This is a genomic window from Pelosinus sp. IPA-1 (assembly GCF_030269905.1).
Taxonomy (GTDB): domain Bacteria; phylum Bacillota; class Negativicutes; order DSM-13327; family DSM-13327; genus Pelosinus.
The window spans coordinates 39799-61836 of record NZ_BSVC01000015.1; the positions used below are offsets into that span (position 1 = coordinate 39799).

At 36.0% G+C, this 22038-nt stretch carries 21 protein-coding genes; all 21 read right to left on the reverse strand.

Translation table 11 applies throughout. The features are described 5' to 3' along the window. Window positions 1–69 precede the first annotated feature (69 nt). Complete coding sequence (gene recJ, locus QSJ81_RS24535; protein WP_285719952.1) at window positions 70–2700, reverse strand: single-stranded-DNA-specific exonuclease RecJ; 2631 nt, start codon at window positions 2698–2700, stop codon at window positions 70–72. Between the two features lie 208 nt (window positions 2701–2908). After that, window positions 2909–4600: a vWA domain-containing protein gene (locus QSJ81_RS24540; RefSeq protein ID WP_285719953.1), complete on the reverse strand. Its 1692-nt coding sequence runs from the start codon at window positions 4598–4600 to the stop codon at window positions 2909–2911. Continuing rightward, a complete protein-coding gene (locus QSJ81_RS24545; RefSeq protein ID WP_285719954.1) occupies window positions 4587–5918 on the reverse strand; it encodes an ATP-binding protein in 1332 nt (443 codons plus the stop codon). Before QSJ81_RS24545 ends, QSJ81_RS24540 begins: the two co-directional genes overlap by 14 nt. Before the next feature lie 121 nt (window positions 5919–6039). Continuing rightward, a complete protein-coding gene (locus tag QSJ81_RS24550; RefSeq protein WP_285719955.1) occupies window positions 6040–6516 on the reverse strand; it encodes a DUF456 family protein in 477 nt (158 codons plus the stop codon). 36 nt (window positions 6517–6552) lie between these two features. Next, window positions 6553–7569, reverse strand: a complete 1017-nt coding sequence (locus QSJ81_RS24555) for a hypothetical protein (RefSeq protein WP_285719956.1) — start codon at window positions 7567–7569, stop codon at window positions 6553–6555. 109 nt (window positions 7570–7678) lie between these two features. Continuing rightward, window positions 7679–8587 carry a protein translocase subunit SecF gene (secF, locus tag QSJ81_RS24560; RefSeq protein ID WP_285719957.1) on the reverse strand — a complete coding sequence of 303 codons (909 nt, stop codon included), beginning with the start codon at window positions 8585–8587 and terminating at the stop codon, window positions 7679–7681. Between the two features lie 12 nt (window positions 8588–8599). Continuing rightward, window positions 8600–9805 (reverse strand): protein translocase subunit SecD, encoded by a 1206-nt coding sequence (secD, locus tag QSJ81_RS24565; RefSeq protein WP_285719958.1) that lies wholly within the window; start codon window positions 9803–9805, stop codon window positions 8600–8602. Window positions 9806–9963: 158 nt separating this feature from the next. Continuing rightward, entirely contained in the window at window positions 9964–10629 is a 666-nt protein-coding gene (locus QSJ81_RS24570; protein WP_285719959.1) for a phosphohydrolase, read from the reverse strand. Further along, the gene (locus QSJ81_RS24575; RefSeq protein ID WP_285719960.1) at window positions 10610–10966 is read right to left on the reverse strand and encodes a hypothetical protein; all 357 of its coding nucleotides are present in this window, start codon (window positions 10964–10966) and stop codon (window positions 10610–10612) included. Before QSJ81_RS24575 ends, QSJ81_RS24570 begins: the two co-directional genes overlap by 20 nt. Before the next feature lie 13 nt (window positions 10967–10979). Next, complete coding sequence (locus tag QSJ81_RS24580; protein WP_285719961.1) at window positions 10980–11684, reverse strand: PP2C family protein-serine/threonine phosphatase; 705 nt, start codon at window positions 11682–11684, stop codon at window positions 10980–10982. A gap of 52 nt (window positions 11685–11736) precedes the next feature. Next, window positions 11737–12330 carry a 5-formyltetrahydrofolate cyclo-ligase gene (locus tag QSJ81_RS24585; RefSeq protein WP_285719962.1) on the reverse strand — a complete coding sequence of 198 codons (594 nt, stop codon included), beginning with the start codon at window positions 12328–12330 and terminating at the stop codon, window positions 11737–11739. A gap of 62 nt (window positions 12331–12392) precedes the next feature. After that, window positions 12393–12689 carry a preprotein translocase subunit YajC gene (gene yajC, locus QSJ81_RS24590; RefSeq protein ID WP_038670274.1) on the reverse strand — a complete coding sequence of 99 codons (297 nt, stop codon included), beginning with the start codon at window positions 12687–12689 and terminating at the stop codon, window positions 12393–12395. Window positions 12690–12755: 66 nt separating this feature from the next. After that, entirely contained in the window at window positions 12756–13868 is a 1113-nt protein-coding gene (tgt, locus tag QSJ81_RS24595) for a tRNA guanosine(34) transglycosylase Tgt (protein ID WP_285719963.1), read from the reverse strand. Between the two features lie 38 nt (window positions 13869–13906). Then, window positions 13907–14926 carry a tRNA preQ1(34) S-adenosylmethionine ribosyltransferase-isomerase QueA gene (gene queA, locus QSJ81_RS24600; protein ID WP_285719964.1) on the reverse strand — a complete coding sequence of 340 codons (1020 nt, stop codon included), beginning with the start codon at window positions 14924–14926 and terminating at the stop codon, window positions 13907–13909. Window positions 14927–14939: 13 nt separating this feature from the next. Further along, entirely contained in the window at window positions 14940–16277 is a 1338-nt protein-coding gene (locus QSJ81_RS24605; RefSeq protein WP_285719965.1) for a SpoIID/LytB domain-containing protein, read from the reverse strand. A 26-nt stretch (window positions 16278–16303) separates the two neighbouring features. After that, the gene (gene ruvB / locus QSJ81_RS24610) at window positions 16304–17320 is read right to left on the reverse strand and encodes a Holliday junction branch migration DNA helicase RuvB (RefSeq protein ID WP_285719966.1); all 1017 of its coding nucleotides are present in this window, start codon (window positions 17318–17320) and stop codon (window positions 16304–16306) included. A 2-nt stretch (window positions 17321–17322) separates the two neighbouring features. Next, on the reverse strand, window positions 17323–17931 hold the full coding sequence (gene ruvA / locus QSJ81_RS24615; RefSeq protein WP_285719967.1) for a Holliday junction branch migration protein RuvA: 609 nt from the start codon (window positions 17929–17931) through the stop codon (window positions 17323–17325). Further along, on the reverse strand, window positions 17928–18521 hold the full coding sequence (gene ruvC, locus QSJ81_RS24620; protein WP_285719968.1) for a crossover junction endodeoxyribonuclease RuvC: 594 nt from the start codon (window positions 18519–18521) through the stop codon (window positions 17928–17930). The genes ruvA and ruvC overlap by 4 nt, the downstream gene beginning before the upstream one ends. Window positions 18522–18682: 161 nt before the next feature. Further along, window positions 18683–19258 (reverse strand): BofC C-terminal domain-containing protein, encoded by a 576-nt coding sequence (locus QSJ81_RS24625; protein WP_285719969.1) that lies wholly within the window; start codon window positions 19256–19258, stop codon window positions 18683–18685. A gap of 86 nt (window positions 19259–19344) precedes the next feature. Beyond that, a complete protein-coding gene (locus tag QSJ81_RS24630; RefSeq protein ID WP_285719970.1) occupies window positions 19345–20082 on the reverse strand; it encodes a YebC/PmpR family DNA-binding transcriptional regulator in 738 nt (245 codons plus the stop codon). Between the two features lie 192 nt (window positions 20083–20274). Beyond that, complete coding sequence (locus tag QSJ81_RS24635) at window positions 20275–21777, reverse strand: 4Fe-4S dicluster domain-containing protein (RefSeq protein ID WP_285719971.1); 1503 nt, start codon at window positions 21775–21777, stop codon at window positions 20275–20277. Between the last annotated feature and the right edge of the window lie 261 nt (window positions 21778–22038).

Here is a 22038-nt window from a genome sequence, read left to right on the forward strand (position 1 = left end):
TATAATATATAATACGAAAAATCTTAATAATAAGTAACACTAATAAAAAACTAAATTATGCATTCCCTACTAAACATTATTACCTTTAATTGCTAATAACAATTCATTACTTGATAATTTCATAAATTTTTCTGCAAACTTCACAAATTCATCGTTTTGGTTCATACCTAGACAAAACGTAGTAGATTGTTCAATGTCAAGTTTTTCTTTTGGTGTAGGCAATATCAATATTTCTCTTTCTACTCCAGATATTACGCACTGTATTAACTCTAATTCTTCTAAAATTTTAACAGCAGTACGAACAGAAGCTTCTGAAATGGCAACTTGATATTTACTCCGTACTTGTTCTACTATTTGAGAATCTGTTACCTCAGATCTGACTTGTTTTAGCACTAAATAAATTTGTCCAACAACGATACGTTCAGGATTTTTTTGCTGCAACAATAAGTGATTACTAGCAATATCCTCATTGTTAAATAATAAATGGATATAGGGACTTTGCGTAGTATTCATCCCACCCCAACATTGTTGCAGAAAGCTTTGCATCGTAAAGGGCAAACTATATAACATCGTATGTCCAACATGATCAAATTTTAGACCTTCTTTTATAAACAAGGTTGTAGTAAATATAACCTTAAGTATATCATCCCGAAACCAAGCTTGAACTTTATTTTTCCACTCTTCATTCAATCCTGAATGATAAAATCCGACTTGGTCTTTATAACTTGGGAGGCATTCTCTTAATCTTGCTGCCAAAGTAAAGGCTTCATAGGGTGTATTTACAAATATTAAGGTTTTTTCTTGTTGCTTAACTACATCCAGTAGATACGAAAATTTGTCAGCTATATGCCGAACATCTTTTAAAACCCAATTGTCTTGTTGCTTTTCATTAGCAGCAGAAATCACCTTGTCAGCATACAAAAAACATTCGGGTGAATAATTTCTTAGTTTTGCATCATTCTTGTGCAGCAGATACAATCGTTCTAAATCTGTCAGCTCTACTTGTTTTACATCAAAAGCACGCAATTGAATTTTCCGTTTGCCTTGCCACTCATTAAATTCAGGGAAAAATGCTAATTCTACCTTTTCTTTATCCTGTAAATTTTCAGCTAATCCTCCCATTTGCCAAGCAACAACATCATTCGTAATATTTTCTTGACTCACTTTCAATTTTAAGTGTCTTGCTTCCTGACCGATCGTACGAATGTCCTTAACTTCAACTGATTTACAAGCGAATATAGGGCTTTGATTCCCCATACCGTAAGGTTCAAGGCAACTTAACTGTTCTAAAAAATTTGCATTAATTTCATTTAACGAAACTAAAGAATCAATAGTTAATACTGGTATATAATCGGCTTGTGAGAGTGTAGTATTCGCAATTTGATTTAACCGTGCTCTGAGTTCCTCAATATGCTCAGGTAGTATGCTTAAACCTGCTGCTTGGTGATGTCCGCCAAACTGCAACAATATATCAGAACATTGACTTAATGCATCATATATATCAAAAGCAGGGATACTCCGACAAGATGCCTTTCCAATGCCATCGCGTATACTAACCATTATAACAGGACGATAATATCTTTCTACTAATCGAGAAGCTACAATACCAATGACTCCCGAATGCCAGTCTTCTCCTACTACTACTAACACTTTAGTAACATTCAAATCTATCTGCGCTATAAAATCTTCTGCAGCTGCTTGAATATTCTTTTCTACCACTTGACGCTGAGAATTCTCTCCTTCTAAATAAAGCGCCAACTCCTTTGCTCGTTCTACCTCCTCCGTAATTAGCAACTCGACGCCATAGTCTGCCCTACTAATACGACCAGCAGCATTTAGACGTGGCGCAATTGCAAAACCGATCTTACCTGTATCAATTTTATTGGCATCAATTCTACAAACTTCCATTAGTTCTTTTAAACCGATATTTTTTGTTTTAGCAATTTCAGTTAGGCCTAATTTTACTAATATACGATTTTCTCCAGTTATGGAAACAATATCAGCAACCGTTCCAACGGCTACTATATCTAGATATTCTAATAGTTTTTCATCGTTATCATAATAATATTGCCACAGTGCCTGGCATAACTTAAAAGCTACGCCCACTCCCGCCAAGTTTTTTTCAGGATAGGAACACTCTCTCTGTTTTGGATTAATAATGGCATGAGCGACTGGCAAATATTGTGCTGGCTCGTGATGATCCGTAATAATAATATCTAATCGATTAGCAACGGCCTTAACTTCATCAATAGCACTAATACCACAATCCACTGTAATTAGAAGTTCCGTTCCACTGGCAATCAACGTTTCCAGTGCAACACTATTTAAACCATATCCTTCACTTTGCCTTTCAGGAATATAATATTGAATATTTCCCCCTAATTTAGTAAATACCTTATATATTAGTGCACTTGATGTCATACCATCAACATCATAATCCCCATATACAATCATTTTTTGCTGATTTGTAATGGCTTGCACAATACGGCTAACAGCTTTTTCCATGTCTTTTAGTAAATAAGGATCACCCAATTTTTCTTGCCCACCAAATAAAAATTCCTCAGCAATACTTTTATCCATTATACCGCGATTAACAAGTACTTGTGCAATTATATCTGATATTCCCAGACTATTACTTAATTCTTTTTTTAAAGGAATATTTTCTGGCATAACTCGCCATGATTTTCTTATTTTTGGCATACTGCCTCCATTTTACCTAGAACATTATACCCAATAACAGGATATTATGCAAAGTAATCTATTCGATATATTAAACTTATTGGCTAATTTCTATGTGTATCTATTATCTATAGAAATTTCCTTGACCTAATATTATTCTTGAAAAAGTGTAATAATCCTCTTATTAAACATAAAAAAAGATTGTGTAGCGTAACGTTCTTCACGCTACTTAACACAATCCTCTTTCATCTAAGTCTTCAATTGCATATATACTGCCGCCAGCGACTTCCGCTAACTGCTTTAAATAAAATAGATGCGGTTTAAGGCCAATGCAAGTAAATCCATAATTACTACTTTTTATTTTTTTAGCAGTTGCTAGAGCGTCGTTTATCGGATTAGTAGTTACCGTTCCAAGTGTTGGTACACCATCTGTAATTAATATAATGAAAGGATTTTTAGCCTTTTCCTGTTCAATATATTCAAGGCAAGCCTTTAATCCTAAAGCCAATGGCGTCTCTCCATAAGCTTTAATTCCTTCCAAACTTTGTTCTAGCTGCCTAAAATCATGGGTAAAGGGTACCTGAACCCATGCCTGATTTTGTTGAAAAACTAGTACACTTATTCGGTCATTTGTAGAAAAAAACAAGTATCTTGCTAGCAATTTAGCAATGTGAATACGTTGACCATCCATACTAGAGCTAGCGTCAATTAGTAAACAAAATTCGATTTTTCTTCTTTTCCTGTTATTAAAATATCTTATATCATTATGTAGTATTTTAAATGTTTTATCCCCATTTTCAACCATTCTTTGTGCAGCAGCATTTACCATTTCTGCAATAGCCAATCCGCCATATTCTTTAACTGTTTTACCATGACAGATATGTTTTTCTTCTGAATAAAAGCCAGCGCTGTTTTCCAAGAATTTACTTTTTCCTAGCTGTTTACTCAAACATTTTGCTTCTCGAACAACTTTCCTTAAATGAGCTTCAATCTCAGGTAACTGTGTCTCTAAATAACTTTTAAATCCCTTACCATATTCCTCTATGCTAAGCAAATTACCTGCAAGTTGAATCATGCCTTCAGATGCTAAAATTTCGGGAACTCGACAACTATTTATACCACCTGCAGGCTTGGGGTCTTTGTTTTTTGAATGGTCTTTTTCTAAAAATTCCTTTAGTTCTTCTGTTTTATCTGATTTATTTATCCATTCATTTTCACCTAATTTTGCATCGACTTCAAAAATAGTATTATTCTTATTTTCTTGTAATAAAGAATCTGATTCATCCATGTAAGCTGATAAATCATATTTTTCTTTACTCAAACCCCTAACATTTTCAATTTTTTCGTTACATCGTAATTCTAAATTACAAGATAAAATAACGTTTTCTACTGCCATAACTATGCAAATCAAGCACGCCAAATGTTGCGGAGGTATCATTGCAGTAATATGAACATGATTTGAATGGGCTTTCCGAAGTGCTGCCCTTTTCCCATACTCTAACTTACCAGTAACACGTCCACCGCCTGTACTCGTTTGAATGTCAATGAAATCTGCCATTACAGCATTGCCCCGACCCAATTGCCTAACAACATGCTCTTTATTATAACCCTCTACAACTTTCTGTATTTCATTCGCTACCATATAATGATCCACAAGACCACATTGATGGAATATATCTATATGATAAATACCTCCTGGCTCTGTCCTTTGGTAGAAAATTTGTCCAGCGTCAATATCTTGCAAAATATGTACTCGCTCTGGCATTTTAGGATGAAAACTGTGTAACTTTTGGCTACAAACTGTGGTCTGTCCAATACGAGCACCCATATCCATGCTAAAAATATGTTGTAGCTCCTCAAGCACAGGTTCTATTTCATGCAAGAATTGAGGGTTAAAGAAATGCTCCTTATTTTTTATCATTCGGCATATTACCCTCACTAACAATAAACTCCTCAACAGGTAACTCTTTCATCGGAATAGCCCTTTTGGAAGGAGCAATTATAGTAGTCTTTTGAGGATCTATTATCTTTCCTGCTGATAAAGCTCCATTTTCAGAAGTTCCCATAGTCCCATGTTGTGTATTTTGAAGTGGAAATTTCATTTTTTTCCATAATATATTTATAAAGTTTTTCCACCACGAAGTCTTTTCCACATCACTAATTTTATCAAAATTTTCTGGCAACTGTTTTGTGGCGTAATTGTTTGCTACATTTTCAATACTAAGAGAATTGTTAGATAAATTTTCTAAATAATTTAAAATGGCGGTAATTGTTTCTCCATTTATACGATGGGCTAATGATAAAGATATTACTTGACTAATATCCCTTACTTCAACCGTTTGCCTACCAGCTAGCAAACACGATAATCTAGCAGCAAATTCGATAGTTTCAACTGCACGCAAACTTTCCAAGTTAAAATCAACATAAATTTTAGCAATCACTCTTCTGATATTATCTTCAACTATTATATTATTTAAGTTGCCTAAATTGAGGCTGCACTCTTCAGACGTTAAATCCTCGCCTTTTTTACCTTTTTCTAAAATATTCCACACTACCTGGTAATCATTAGGGCGCCCCATGTTAACGTTAAAATCAAACCGATCGGATAGTTGTCTTCTAATGCGGTTTAATGAACCAGGCTCTTCATCTGGATTTGATGCCGCCCAAATACTTACGGATATAGGTAACTCTACTGTGGATAGTCCAGTCTCTTCAATTTGCAAATGGCCAGGTTTAGTCCCCATAACATCTAATAATACGTCTGCCAATTCAGGAGATGTATCTGCCAACCGATTAATTTCGTCGATAAATATAACTCCGCGATGAGCCTGCGGAATCGTACCAGGTAAAATAGCAGCTGTTGCCACCTCTGAATTTGTAAGTTTTCCTAAGTCAATGCTACCAACTACTGTCCCAATTTTAGCAGCATGAGATATTTCTAGAAATGGACATGGAACGATCTCCGTGCCAATATCTACAATTTCTTCAGCAGATAGATATCGATGTTCTAGACAATGAGGCATATCCGGATGACAGTTATACCTACAATTTTTAATCCTTACGATGGGGGGCAACAATTCTTTAACAGATCTTAAAATAGTAGTTTTGCCAGTACCACGCAATCCCTCTGCATGAATATGTAGAGGCATTCCATTGTGTAAAGCAATAATAGATAGTTCTACTGCCTTAAATAAATCTCGATTACCATTGTGTCGGACAAGTTGATAATAGGATTTCATGAAAACTCCTCCTGTAGATTTAGTCTATCTTCTATTACTATTCCGTTGTCATATTTTACCCAATTATCCAGCATAAATTCAAAGCAAAGATTAGAATTATAGAATAGACTAATTCAGAAGGTCATAAAAAAATTATATATTTGCAGATAATTATAATCATAATTATCCCACAAGTGAAACGTAATAAGGCCACTAAAGCTAAACGAATTATAACCCTACCAATACTTTTAATTCGGGGTATAAGGGCTTTTGCGACGAGATATTCCCATAATATTGCCCCTACTAAAGCCCCCATCAAGGCATCCGCTACGATAATCCCAGCTAAGTTGCATACTATAGTATTTACACTATATTTCCGTGAAACATTATAATTACGCGTTAGAAAAACTCTAAAAAAACTTGCCCCACCTTCTGCTACTACCGTTAAAATTAGTAAAACAAAAAAAGTTCTTAATTGCGATTCACTAAATTGCAAGCCAAGTGTTAATGCATAAATAAAACTTGTTCCTAATATTATCAAAGTACCATGTAATTTAGGAGCTAACGTACATAATTGGCCTATAAGTAAGATGATTAATATGCTAATTTTAAATATCAAAATTATCCCTTTCTCATTGAACTATAGTTACTATCATTATTGCTGTTTTATCCTATATTTATGTAACAAATAAGCTGAGAAAATAATAAAAACTACCATTATAAAGCCAAAATAACCCATAATGTTCAAAATGGCAGAAAGCTTTAGTAAACTAACAATATATATAATTATATTTGCTATCACTAAGGCTGGGAAAAAAGATAGGTTAGCAATATGACTAATTTGTTTTGCATTAACAAGCATTGCTGGAACCATCGTATTAGCAAGAGTACAAAAGAATACTATGTAAAATACACCTACGATATTATTACCTCCTATGTATTTCACCACCACAGCTAAGGCTAAAGGCCCTGAAGCTTCTATAGATAATACGAGATATGCTATTAGCAAAGTAAATATACCCTCACTCAATTTTGCTAATACTACTAATAAAATCGCAAGGTACCCCTTCTTTGATAGATATGCTGCCATCTCAACAACTAAAATTGACCACATTCCGCCAACATTGTAACTCAATAGCCCAAGTAAAAGCATCCAGTTAATCTTTCCTATACTTGGAGCAATAAAATCAATCGTTATCTGTTGGAAGAATAATAAAGCTATAATTATTGGCGCTAGAAATAACCCTGTATAATTAAATAGTATTAGTAACCATCGACCATATCCTGCAGCAAGTACTGAGAACATTACGAGACACAGAAATGTTGCTAGGGGATGAGGTAAGCCTATCAACATCTCCAAGACTCTACCAGAGTAATAACCACCTGTTAAAGCGCTTGCGGGAACGCATATCGATAATATGATAAATGCTAATATTTTTTTACCTTTTAAACCATATAAATCTTTAGCTACAACAACTAATTCTTGACCACTTGCAACCCCAATCCAAGCTAAAACAGCTGTAAGAAACACTGCAAATATAATATAAATATATAAAGTGCTTATATAAATTTCTTTATTATCTACTATTCCAGCTAAATCAGGAATTACCGCCACATCATCTCCTGCAATATTAAGTATTATTAAAGAACAGATTGGCAATAAAATCCACATAAATTCACCGCCCTTATTCCTAATAGAATATTAAGAATTGATGTAGTTGGTGAATAAAAAAGACTGATGTAAGGTACGTACCCCACATCAGTCTTTTAAAATATTAGGTTTATTTAGGTCCACTAGTTTTTAAAGCAATTCTTCTGCGCTCTTCAAATTCCTTCCACGTTACCCAGATTGGACTAGCATTAAAAACTGAGGAATATGCACCACTAATAAAACCAATCAAAAGGGCTAAAGAGAAATTTTTAGTAGTTTCCCCACCAAAGAAATACAATGAAGCAGTTGCTACTACTACCGTAAGAACAGTATAGATAGAACGAGTCATGGTTTGCCAAATACTACGATTAACCAGTTCTGTAAAACTCTCTGTCTTTTTGTGTGTTTTTAAGTTTTCCCGAATACGATCAAAAATAACAATCGTATCGTTTATGGAATAACCAGCTATTGTCAAAATGGCTGCCACAAAGGAAGCATCAATTTCTTTGTGAAATAAAGAAAATACTCCAAGGACTAAGACAATATCATGTGCTATAGCAATAATACCAGAAACAGCAAACTTAAGCTCAAAACGATAGCTAATATAGACAATCATTAATAACCAAGATACAACTACTGCAATGACCGCATTCTTAGTCAGCTCAGAGCCAATTACAGCTCCTACCTTTTCTGATCTTAAAGTATCAAAAGCTCCTAGTTTCTTCTCCATATCACTCAGTACAACACGTCGTGTATTATCCGAAAGTTCTGGAGTACGAATAAATACATTTTGAGATACCTCTATTTGATCACTTACAGCTAATTGAATGGTACTATTCTCTAATTGGTGTTCCTTCAAAGCTTCACGTACTTCAGTAACACTAACAGGACGAGCAAACTTCAAATCTAATAAGGTTCCTCCTGTAAAATCAATACCTAAATTAAATCCCTGTACCGCAATGGAAATAAGCCCAGGAATGAGAAGGATGGCTGACAATAAAAAGAACCAATACCTTTTACCAATAATATCAAACTTCATTATACATGCCCCCTACGCCCCAAAAATTTTGCCGTTTTTAAATACGTTAGCGTGCATGAGCATTCTTAGCAAAAGCTTAGTAATTGTAATTGCCGTAAATAAACTCAATACAATACCCAATCCTAGGGTAATGGCAAAACCTTTGATTGGAGCAGCTCCTAAGAAGAATAAAACAATCGCAGATATTAAACTGGTTAGATGCGAATCTAAAATCGTCCCAAAGGCCCGGCTGAAACCAGCATCCATTGCCGCCCGCAGTGTTTTACCAGCATGATATTCTTCTTTAAATCTTTCAAAAATCAATACATTGGCATCTACCGCCATACCAATGGACAAAATGACCCCTGCAATACCAGGCAATGTTAATGTAGCATTAAGCATTTTTAAACCAAACAATAACAACATTACATAGATTATTAAGGCTACTGTTGCTACAAAACCTGATAAACGATAAAAAACTAACATAAACACAGTAATAGCTCCAATACCAATGGCAAAGGCAACCTTACTTTTATCTTTTGAATCTTGGCCAAGTGTTGGACCTACTGTTCTCATTTCCATAACATCTACTTTTACTGGTAATGAACCAGATCGTAGCAAGATAGCTAAATTTTGTGCTTCCTCTATTGTCTTGCTGCCAGTAATAATAGCCTTACCACTCGGAATAGGCTCATTTACTACTGGATTAGTCAAAACTTTCTTGTCCAACAAAATACTAATATGTTTACCTACATTTTTAGTTGTTAAGTCTGCGAAAATTTTCGTACCATCTTCAGAAAACTCCAAAGCGACTACATTATTTTTATTTTGGCCAATTTCGGCTTTAGCATCCTTTAAATCCTTACCTGTCATAACAGTAGTGCCGCTTTCATCCTGAAATTCTAGCAACGCTGTTTTACCTAACAATTCAATTGCCTTTTCAGGCTCTTTAATACCAGGTAACTCAACAATAATTCGTCTTTCACCCTGACGTTGAATAATAGGTTCCGTTAAACCGATTTCATTAACACGTTTCTCTATAATCTTAACTACCCGCTGCACAGCATCCTCATCCACTTTTGCCTCTGGTGTATCCACAGCTTCAAGCACCACATGAGTACCGCCTTGCAAATCCAAACCTTGTTTAATTGAAGTAGCTAACGGTAACATATAATAGCCAGAAGCTACTAATACCACAAAAACTACCGCCAAAAATTTAGTTAAGTTCCCCCATCTCAAAGATTTCTCCCCCATTCCCTTCTTATCTTTTTTTGAATTTATGTGTAAATACTACAACTTCTACCAGTTTACAATATTGCGGTAGAACCTATTTTTTCCACAAATTTAATTATATCCGTTAGCTTATAATAATGTCAATGCAACACCAACGAATGTCATTATAATAACTGATTATTATTAATAACTAAACTAAATTGGCAATCTAAAAAATCTGCTGCTCGCCTTGACATAATCATACGCGCTAAAAAAATTTCAAAATACTCCATTACTGGACAAATTTTGGTATCAATGGTCAGTTCCAAAGCAATTTTTCGTAATTGTTTATCAATGACCAGCTTGCTATTATTAGCAGCATAATTTACTCTATCATGTATTTCAAATTTGGCGAAGTCTTTATTTGTTACTCTACTGCGATGAACGTCTGATTTATCTGCCAAAATTAAAGCAGCTGCAACGGGATTAATCGCATTACCACGCTCTTCTTCATGATTCCCAATTGCTGACGTTACCAATGCAATTTCTTCAGGCGACATACCAAGTCTGGATAAAACATTGTAGGCCATTACAGCGCCAGTGCCGCCATGATTATATCGATTGATCATATTGCCAATATCATGGATATAACCCGCAATTGCAGCCAATTGACATTCTCGTTCCGAGTATTCCAAATCCTTTAATACATGATAGGCGCGGTCTGCTATGATTGAAGCATGGCGTTTACCATGTTCAGTAAAACCAAGACGACCAAGGTATTCAGTACTGCAAGCAAGGTAGACAGTAATTTCATGATCATTCTTTAAATCTTCAATCGTAATCTTGGACATGTTTATTCCTCCCAATATACTCTAGTACTTTTCGAACAACATCCTCTTTGCTCAAATCATCCGTTTGGAGATATAAATCAGCATGCTCACAAGCATCAACTAATCGTTCATGCTGTACAGCAAGTCTTTCCTGCCCCCACGGCACTATACGCCGCTGACGAATTGTCACTAATTTTGCATCCAAAACCACTAGTATATCAGGCTTCTTACTATTCCATAGACTTCTAATCGTAGAGTGTTCCTGAGCAACATTATAGGCATCAATACCTAATTTCTGCAATTCTTTAACTAATGTCGTCTTACCTGAAACACAAACACCAGCCACTACAACTCGCATTTATATCACCACACTAACAAGGAAAAGATACACTCATCTTTTGTATATTATGCACTCTTTCCTTATCTGATATGCCCATGACTACTACAGTCATATCATCTCCTGGTCGATAATCATCTAATGTTAAAGCATATTCTAGAATACTCTCCGCAATAAAGGTTGCATCTTCGGCATGGTTTTCGGAAATTATTTTTTCAATCATACCAAAGTTCATAACTTTACCACGTTTACGTCCTGCCGCTTGAATACCATCAGTGTAAGATACTAAAAGCATGCCCATTTCGAGCGGTATCTGATACATTAAAGGTTTCATGCGCTTATGTACACCAATGGAACTAATTTCTTCATCATAAACATCCATACCAAATTGATGTTTGACGATTACTGGACAGTTTGAATTACGACTAAATACCACTGTTTGCGTATCCAAATCTGCAGAAAGTAAGGTAAGAGTAGAAGAAACTTTACCATCTTTGATTGCATACAGATAATCATGTACGGCTCTAGCAACAGCTCCATCCCTTGCACCATCAGCAATTAATGCCGCAGCCTTATTAATCACCAAACTGCTCGTAATCTTAGCTGCTTTGCCGCTACCCTGTCCATCAGCCAAAATGGCAGAAATACCACCACGTGGTCGTTCTGCCACCTCTACACTATCACCGCATTCCTCTACGGCATATTTTTTCATCTTGGCAATACCTATCTTTATTTCCATAATTCATTCACCCTGCACAGAATCTAATATAAAAATTATCTAATTTATTAAATTATAAATTGCCTCTTTCACATTTTATAATTCTATCTTCATTTAATAAATAATGCATTGGAACGTCATATTCGGTATGGGGAAGCTTTTTTGTAACATGCGACGACCATACTGCACCAATTAATATTGCTTGTGGAGCTCGGGGAAGAAATCGATCATAATAACCTGCCCCCATTCCCAATCGATTACCTGAGTAATCATATGCGACTCCTGGCACAATAATTAAATCAATCACACTTGGATCAACTATTTTTAGGGTAGTAGGGTTAGGTACCAATAAATTAAATCTTCCTCGTACTAACTCATTTAGATTACTGATAGTCGCAGCATCCATGACACCAAATTCTCGCCGCATATGCGGCACACAAACTTTTTTACCCTGTAACCAGGCATCCTCAATAACCTTCAACATTTGCGGTTCATCTGCCATGGACAAAAATACCATTATAACTTGTGCCTGTTGATAATATGGCCAAACAAACAGTTGTTTCGCCATATTGTCACTTTGGGCAGCAATAACGTCTTTGTCTAAGTTACTTCTTTTTAGAAGTAACTTAGCACGTAACTTTTCTTTTTCATTATTGCACTCTTTCACAAATATATCCTGCCTTTATTATTCCCTATTAATAGATGGAATAAAAAATGCATATCATATGTTTATGCATTTTTAGGATCATTTTGGTAAGATTGAATAGAAGTACGTAAGAAGTCTATTTCAATTTTATCTGATACTTTTAATGTAACTTTTTTAGCATCCAATGCTGTAATTGTTCCAAACATGCCACCTGCGGCAATTACACGATCGCCTTTTTTTAAATTACTTAGCATGTCAGCACGACGTTGTTGTTCCTTCTTCTGTGGACGATACAATATAAAATAAAAAACTAAGGCCATCAGAACGATCGGGCCATAGGCCGCTAGTGTCTGCATCATTTCTTGTGAAATTTCTGGCATTACAAATTCACCCCCCATTTTTATACTCACTTAACAGTATATTCCACACATAAAACGCAAATCCTCTTAGCGTAAGTTATATTGTGCTAAAAACTCTCCTCGAAATTCAACAAAATTATCTTCTATAATTGCTTTACGCATTTCTTTCATAAACTGCAATAGAAAATGTAGGTTATGTATTGTAGTTAAGCGCAATCCAAAGATCTCATCGGTTTTAAATAAATGACGAATATAAGCTCTTGAAAAATTTTGACAAGTATAACATCCACATTTTTCATCAAGAGGCCTAAAGTCTTTCGCATATTCTGCATTTTTAACAACAAGTCGTCCCCAACTAGTCATAACAGTACCATTGCGCGCCACACGCGTAGGAAAAACACAATCAAACATATCAATACCATGCATAACGCCCTCTACTAGGCAGTCTGGGGTACCGACTCCCATTAAATAACGTGGTTTCCCTTCTGGTAACAAGGGTACAGTATGTTCTAACATTTCATACATTAATGGTTTAGGCTCGCCAACGCTCAAGCCACCTACTGCATAACCAGGAAAGTCTAAAGAAACTAAATCTTTGGCGCTCATAGTTCTTAAATCTTTATACATACCGCCTTGCACAATTCCGAACAATGCTTGATCGGTTCTTTTATGGGCCTCTTTACAACGCTCGGCCCAACGAGTAGTTCGTTCCGTAGACTTTCGTGCATAATCATGATCAGCAGGATAAGGTACGCATTCATCAAATGCCATAATAATATCTGAACCTAATGCCATTTGTATTTCTGTCGCTTTTTCGGGCGAAAGAAAATGTTTTGACCCGTCAATGTGAGAACGAAAAGTGACTCCCTCCTCAGTAATTTTGCGTAGGTCACCTAAGCTGAAGACTTGGAAGCCACCACTATCAGTAAGAATTCCTCTATCCCAGTTCATAAATTTATGCAGACCACCAGCTTCTTTAACTAATTCATGACCTGGGCGCAGGTACAAATGGTAGGTATTACTTAAAATAATCCCGGCTCCCATATCCTTAAGTTCTTCAGGAGATATTGCTTTTACAGTTGCTTGTGTACCAACGGGCATAAATATAGGTGTATCAAAGGTACCATGCGGCGTATGTAATCGCCCCGCTCGCGCCCCTGTTTTCGAACATTTTTTAACTAATTCATAAGTAACTGACATGTTTTCCTCCCTAGATTAGCAAAATTGATTTTTATATTTCATATAATTAGCATGGCATCCCCAAAACTAAAGAACTTATATCTTTGATCAACGGCTTCTTTGTATGCTTTAAAAACATTTTCCTTTCCAGCTAAGGCACTAATTAACATCAATAAAGTAGACTTTGGCAAATGAAAGTTTGTCACTGCCGCATCTACCATCTTAAAGTTATACCCTGGATAAATAAATATTTCTGTCCAACCACTTTTCGCTTCTAAAATACCATTCACTGTAGCAGTTTCCAACGTCCTAATAGCCGTAGTACCTACTGCTATAATTCTTCCCCCCTGCTTCTTGGTATTATTAATAAGCTGAGCCGCCTCAGTTGATACAGAATAATATTCTCTATGCATAACATGATTTGTTATATCATCCGTGTTTACTGGGCGAAAGGTGCCTAATCCTACATGCAAAGTAACAAAGGCTAATTGTACGCCCAAATCTTCTATACGCTTCATCAGCTCAGTAGTAAAATGCAAGCCAGCTGTAGGCGCAGCTGCTGACCCTCGCTCACGTGCATAAACAGTTTGATACCTTTCTTTATCTGCTAGTTGCTCTGTAATATATGGAGGCAAAGGGGTTTGTCCCAATTCATCCAATATTTCTTCAAATATACCTTTAAAAATAAAACGGACAACACGTCCTCCAAAATCGGTAGATTCCAATATTTCACATGATAATGAATCACTAAATATAATGATGGCACCAGGTCTCGCCTTCTTACCTGGTTTAACCAAGGCCTCCCATTCATTTCCCGATTTATTATTTAGTAAAAAGATCTCTACCTTTCCACCTGTTTCCGCCTTCGTACCAATCAATCTTGCTGGAATTACTTTTGTATCATTAAAAACTAAAGTATCACCAGCTTTCAAATATTGGGGTAAATCGAAAAAGTGCTGATGTGATATAGCACCTGTATTTTTTTCTAAAACTAATAGGCGTGAATGATCACGCGGCTCACAAGGATGTTGAGCAATTAATTCCTCTGGTAAAAAATAATCAAACTCTGATAACAACATTCATGAAACTCCTTTAGAATACTTTTTTTATCTCAACGCCCTGATAATAGTGTTTCAAGATCTCTTTAAAATATGTAGCATCTTGTTGGGGACCTTTCTCAGCCATTGCTTTAGCTCCCCATTGGGATAAGCCAATTCCATGCCCCCAGCCAAAACCAGTAATAACAATTATTTCATTAGGATTTCCACTAATGCGACGTAGATCTTCTTTATCTGTAACGTAACCTTTCTCATTTGTTGGTGGTAAGTTTATTTCTACCTTTTTGCTACTTTGATTACCTACGTTATCAGCAATTTGAAATTCTATACTTTTCTGAACAGGTACCATAAAACGAATATCAAACAAAGTACTGTTTAAAGATAATATTTTTCGTAGTTTTTCACCGGTTAACTCAATACTCCCCGTAGTTCCAATAACTTCTATAACTTTTACTCTCCCAGACACACCACGATCTTTTATCTTCATGGGTTGATTAGTAAAAGGTGAAATTCCAATCGCTTTTATTTTCCCGATATTGTACCCACTTCGAGAAATTGCTTCTTCTAATTCATTAGGGGTCAGTTGCTTTTCCCAACTATATTGAGGAGACTTTTGGTCATAATCAACCACTCCGCGTAAATAAGGCAGATAGGTCCCCCAAACATTTTCACTATTCTCCGTATATCCGCCTGAGCTGCTGTGAAAAAAAGCAGCAATAGGATTCCCCTTGTACAAAATGACTTGTCCAGTAGTTGCATCAACAGCTTTAATTCCCGTTAGCGCTTCACTATCTTTCCCACCATAAACTTGACAGTCAGTGGTAGCACAAACATCATAACCATCACGTTGATGTTTATTCATATTGTATAAAGCATAAGTACGAGCTGCAACCGCCTGCGCCTTAATAGCCTCTATAGGCCAATTGGGGGAAATTTCTTTGGCAATAACGCCATATAGATATTGTTCAATCGGCAATGTATTTACAACTGTCAATCCAGTATTACCATTTGTAATATGAATATCAATAGTACCACGATACTTCTTTTTATTTACCTCAATTGAGTGATCTTTATCATTTATAATTTTCATAATGCTTAACTTAGTAGCATCCACACGCTTGCCATTCAGTGTAATTTCATTTTCTTTAAATGCAATGACTGCTTTTTCATTCATTGCAAATTTCCCTAATGATTGACCGTTGTCCGTATTCGTTACTTCAAAATCAACATCGGCTGAAATTAATAAATTACGTTGACTTGACCAAATTCCGACTCGAATATTATTTTCTGAGGCATAGCCATACACAGGCATCAGAAAAAAAATCATTGTTAAAAGCAATGTCACTAAAATAGTAGAGAATTTGTAATTCAAAATAATACTCCTTTCAGTAGTAAGGCTTATAATAAATTACCTTGCTCGTCCACCTTGTATAAAATACCTAAATGTTCATAGGCTTTTTGTGTGGCTACTCTCCCCCGAGGAGTACGTTGTAGAAATCCCATTTGCAGTAAAAAAGGTTCATACACATCTTCAATAGTTTCGTTCTCCTCACTAATAATAGCTGCTAAAGTATCAAGACCTACAGGGCCGCCTTTAAAGTTTTGTATTATAGCTAACAGCATATTACGGTCTGTCTTATCAAGACCGCATTTATCTACTTCTAACATAGCGAGCGCCTTATCAGCTGTAACATCAGTAATAATACCATTACCAGCAATTTGTGCGTAATCTCTTACTCTTTTTAATAAACGATTCGCGATTCGAGGTGTTCCCCGCGATCTTTTAGCAATTTCAAGAGCCCCACCGTCTTCAATTTCAACATTCAATACTTCTGCCGTTCGATTTACAATGTACTTTAAGTCTTCAGTGGTATAGTATTCTAGACGGCAAATTACACCGAATCTATCCCTAAGAGGCGAAGCCAGTGCTCCTGCCCTAGTTGTAGCTCCTATTAAAGTAAATGGTGCTAAGTCTAGTCGGATCGATCTTGCACTAGGACCTTTTCCAATAATAATATCTAATGCATAGTCTTCCATGGCAGAGTACAAGATCTCTTCAACATGTCTTGAAAGACGATGAATTTCATCAATAAACAATACATCATTTTCCCCTAAATTAGTGAGCAAAGCTGCTAAATCTCCTGCTCGTTCAATCGCGGGGCCCGATGTCACTCGAAAGTTAACACCTAACTCATTTGCAATAATACCTGCTAATGTCGTTTTTCCTAGACCAGGAGGCCCATAGAGTAATACATGATCTAAAGCTTCTTCACGCGAAAGAGCTGCCTGAACAAATATCGATAGATTATTTTTAACTTTATCCTGACCTATGTATTCATTTAGACGACGTGGTCTTAAGCTATACTCCCACGTATCACTATCCTGTTCACTGCCGGCGACAATTCGTTCCTCCACAATTACCGATTACCTCCCATGAATTCCCTTAGTGCCAATTTTAACAAATCTTCTACAGATTGTCCTTTTTTTCCGATCTTCTTGATAATAGGCAGTATTTCCCCCTGACTATATCCCAAAGCTAATAATGCCTGCAGAACTTCATCAATAGCATCAGTAGGCAAGGCAGTTGCACTAGAAACATGCTCCTCAATAAGATCCTCCTCAGTAATAATACCAATCTTATCTTTTAGTTCTAGAATTATTCTTTCTGCTGTCTTTTTACCGATACCAGGAAGTTTTGTTAATATCCCAATATTCTTTTGACTAATCGCAATACGGAACTGCTGTGGATCAATTGCAGATAAAATTCCCATAGCAACTTTGGGGCCAATCCCTGTGATTGACATCAATTGCAAAAATAAATTATATTCATCTTGCGTATAAAACCCATACAGTAGTAAAGCATCTTCCCTCACGTACATATAAGTAAACAAAGAAACTGCTGCACCAATGGAAATTTTCTGACGAGTAGACTGTGCTATAAAAATTCGATACCCAATGCCTTGGACATCAACGAAACAATGGTCTATTGCTAAATGTGATACTGTCCCACGTACATACCCAATCATATTTTATTTCCCCATACTTTATTTTCTGCGTTTGATTTTATACCTAATCTTGATTTCAAAAATGCACGACTAGTCCGTTTACTTTGGTCTAGTATATTACTACAAACTAATTCCTGCCTCATATTACTACAATGTGTTGTACAAATCGCAACTGCTAAAGCATCTGCCACATCATCAGGATGTGGCTTAGAAGGCAAATTTAATAACCGTTGAGTCATATAGATTACTTGTTCTTTCTCAGCTTTTCCGTACCCGACAACTGCCTGTTTTACTTGCAAAGGCGTAAATTCTACCAACTTAACAGCATTTTGAGCCGCCGCAAGTAAAATCACACCTCGAGCTTGTGCAACCGTCATCGCAGTTCGTACATTTTTATTGAAAAAAAGCATTTCAACACCCATTACATCAGGCTTATATTTCTTTATAAGTGCATCAATTTCACGATGAATAATCACTAAGCGTTGCTCTACACTGAGCTTAGAGCTTGTCTCAATAGCTCCATAATCTAATGCCTTAAGATGACTTCCTTCTAAACTTACTACTCCATAACCACAAATCGCCGTACCTGGATCAATTCCTAACGCTAACATAAAAATAGCCTCCCTTGTCAACTTTTACTATTTCGACGACTGTACTTACGATTCCTTTTTTGCTAATAAAATAAGAAAAGACTTGGCGTGTGCCAAGTCTCTAAATAGAAGTAGAAGCCTTAGTCATTCTCTCTAAAATCAAGATATAATAATAATTACTCTTATCTTGACTGCATTCCTTCCAAAGTTCGCAATAGTTCCTCTTTCGATTGAACAACCATACCATGTTGCAAATCTTCAACATCTTGCGGCATTAGCTTATTAACCTGGATGGAAGTAGTTTCTTTGACAATCGGTTTATAACCCGGTTTTCCATAAAAAACAGCTACATGTCCATCATGTACACCAATAAAAACATTATTCGCATGTTCACGGCAATAACTGTCAACCTTAAGTGTCATATTTACTTCATTCGTATCAAATTTATCAATTTCCCAACCTTGATAAACCTTCTTTAATTGATAGATATTGAGTCCCACTAGATTTTCAGTAGGCTTAGTTTGCAAAATCTCCTCATCATTACACTTTAGATAAGTAATTTTTTGCACTATATCTGTATCAGCATTTATTTTAATTTTACTATCTTGTTTACTAACCTCAGTTTCTTGAGGGATAATTAGATTGTCCTTGTCCAAAAAGGACAAATAACTAACATAATATACTGATATTCCTATTGCTAAAAGTAAACTCGCACATAGTAAGGCATACCTTTTATTAAACTTCTTAAATGATAGCAATGAAAGCAACTCCTCATCTTCCTATTGCCAACATTATTGCCCGAAATCAAATAAACTATACATCCCTACTATCGGTATTTTTTTAATTACATTAAATCTTCTGGAATGTCAAAATTCGCATATACTTCTTGTACATCATCATGTTCTTCCAGTGCATCCATTAATTTCATCATCTTAGTGGCATCATCACCAGCCAATTCCATGGTAGTCTCAGGTATCATCGTTACTTCAGCAACTGATACCTTTATATTATTTTTCTCAAGAGTCTCTTGAAGTTGGTAAAAAAGGGTTGGAGCAATTGTAATCTCAAATTCATTTTCTTCAACTTTAAAGTCATCTGCGCCAGCCTCAAGTGATAGCATCATCAGTTCTTCTTCATCAACGCCTGTTTCTTTTTCAACAACAAATAATCCTTTTTTATTAAATATCCAAGAAACGCAACCAGATTCCCCTAAGTTACCACCATACTTTGAAAATAAGTGGCGAACATCTGCGGCTGTTCGGTTACGATTATCGGTCATAACTTCTACCATTACAGCAACACCAGCGGGACCGTATCCTTCGTAAACTAGCTCTTCATAATTACTTCCATCTAAAGATCCCAATCCCTTTTGAATCGCACGTTGAATATTATCCTTTGGAATATTATTTTCTTTCGCTTTTTGTAATGCTAATTTCAACCGCATATTACCAGTAGGATCAGCTCCACCCAACCGTGCCGCTACAGTAAGCTCCCGGCCAATTTTAGTAGTAACTTTACCACGTATTGCATCCATTTTACCTTTTTTATGTTTAATATTAGCCCATTTTGAGTGTCCTGACATATATTCTTTTCTCCCCTCAACCAATATGAATCAGAAATAATTTTAGCACAAGTATACACTTTTAGTAAAGTATCTACATCAGAATAAAATTAGGGGTCATAAAGAATTTCAACGCCATGAATCTTGTCTACTCATTAAGAATAAGAAACGTTAAATAGGCGAACAAGAAGAAAATAACGCTGAGGGTTTCACTTACTGCTTTTTATGCCAATGTATATCCTTTTTACTATCATTAATTGCTTTTTGATTTTCTACTGCATTTACCATACTTGATGAAGCAGCAAAATTATCAACCGCTTTTGTACTAACACGCGTATCAATTAAAATTCCTGGTCCACCAACACATCCACCATTACATGCCATCCCCTCAAAGAAGTTAGCATCGATCTTGCCAGCTTTCATCTGCAATAAGGCTACTTTACAATTTTGTAATCCTTCCGCTCTATGAGGCTTTACCTGTAAATCAGGAGCTAGTTTTTCTGCCGCGTCAATTACAGCCTGCACTACGCCTCCAGCTCTTGCAAACGCATTACCATCGCGAGAAGCCGTTGTTGCAAACTCAGTTTCAATCATATCAGCAGGTGAAATACCATAACCAGCAAACAAAGCTTCTGTTTCTTCAAAAGTAAGGACAAAATCGATAATATCAGGATATTGCCGCGCTTCCACCTTTTTAGCAACACATGGTCCTATAAAGACAACAACTGCTTCAGGATCAGCTTCCTTAATTACCTTACCAGAAGCGACCATTGGCGATACGGTTGTTGATATATGCTCCTTAAGCTGTGGTAAATGATTATTAACCATACCAACAAATGCTGGACAACAAGATGTTGTCATGAATGTTTGCTTTTCTGGCACTGTACTCGCAAATTCTTTTGCCTCCTCTAATGTGACAATATCTGCACCAAAAGAAACTTCCTGAACATCATAGAAACCGATCTTTTTTAATGCATTTATTACTTGAATTGGTTTAACTTTCATGCCAAATTGACTAATAAAAGCAGGTGCCAAGATAGCATATACTCGCTTATTCGCTTTCATTTGCTGAATTAATTGAACAATAAAGCTTTGCTCTGTAATTGCACCAAAAGGACATGCAACTTTACATCCGCCACATTGAACACATTTAGCATAATCAATGACTGCGCGGCGTTCTTTATCTGCTTTAATGGCTCCAATATCACAGGCCCTTTCACAAGGACGTGTAATTTCAACAATGGCCCCGTACATGCAAGATTTCTTGCATAAACCACACTCTACGCATCTTGTTTTATCAATATATGCTTGATTTTGTACAACTGTAATAGCCCTTTTGGGACAACTTGCGATACAGTTATGAGCAACGCAATTACGACAGGCATTTGTTATAAAAAAAGTATCAATAGGGCATTGATCACAAGCTTCCGGCATAATGTTAAGGATTGGCATATCTGCAATTTGACCATTTAGAGCATTTGTAGCAGCTTCAGTAATTCCAATATCAAGTGGCTGCGCCATAATAAACTTTACACGATCCTTAACAATTGCACGTTCTTTATGAACACAACAACGATATCTTGGACCATCCTCAGTAACAATACCGTCCAAAATATCTACAATATTATGTTTATCTAATTCCCCAGCAAATGTGAGTTTAGCAATTTCCGATAATACTTTACGTCTTATTTTTACGACTTCAGTTTCTTTTAACATATATAACTCCTCCAATCGAGACTATTTCTTATAATAGTATAAATAATCACTTGATAAATGTCTATAATACTTTGTATATTGTATACATTATTTTTACGTTTATTAAGTTTTATTATTAAATAAAGTATTTATCAAACTAAAAAATTCTCCATCCCTAAAATAAAAACGTCATTCACAGTAATGAATGACGTTTTTATGAAAATGGCTCCTGAAGTAGGACTCGAACCTACGACCGATCGGTTAACAGCCGATTGCTCTACC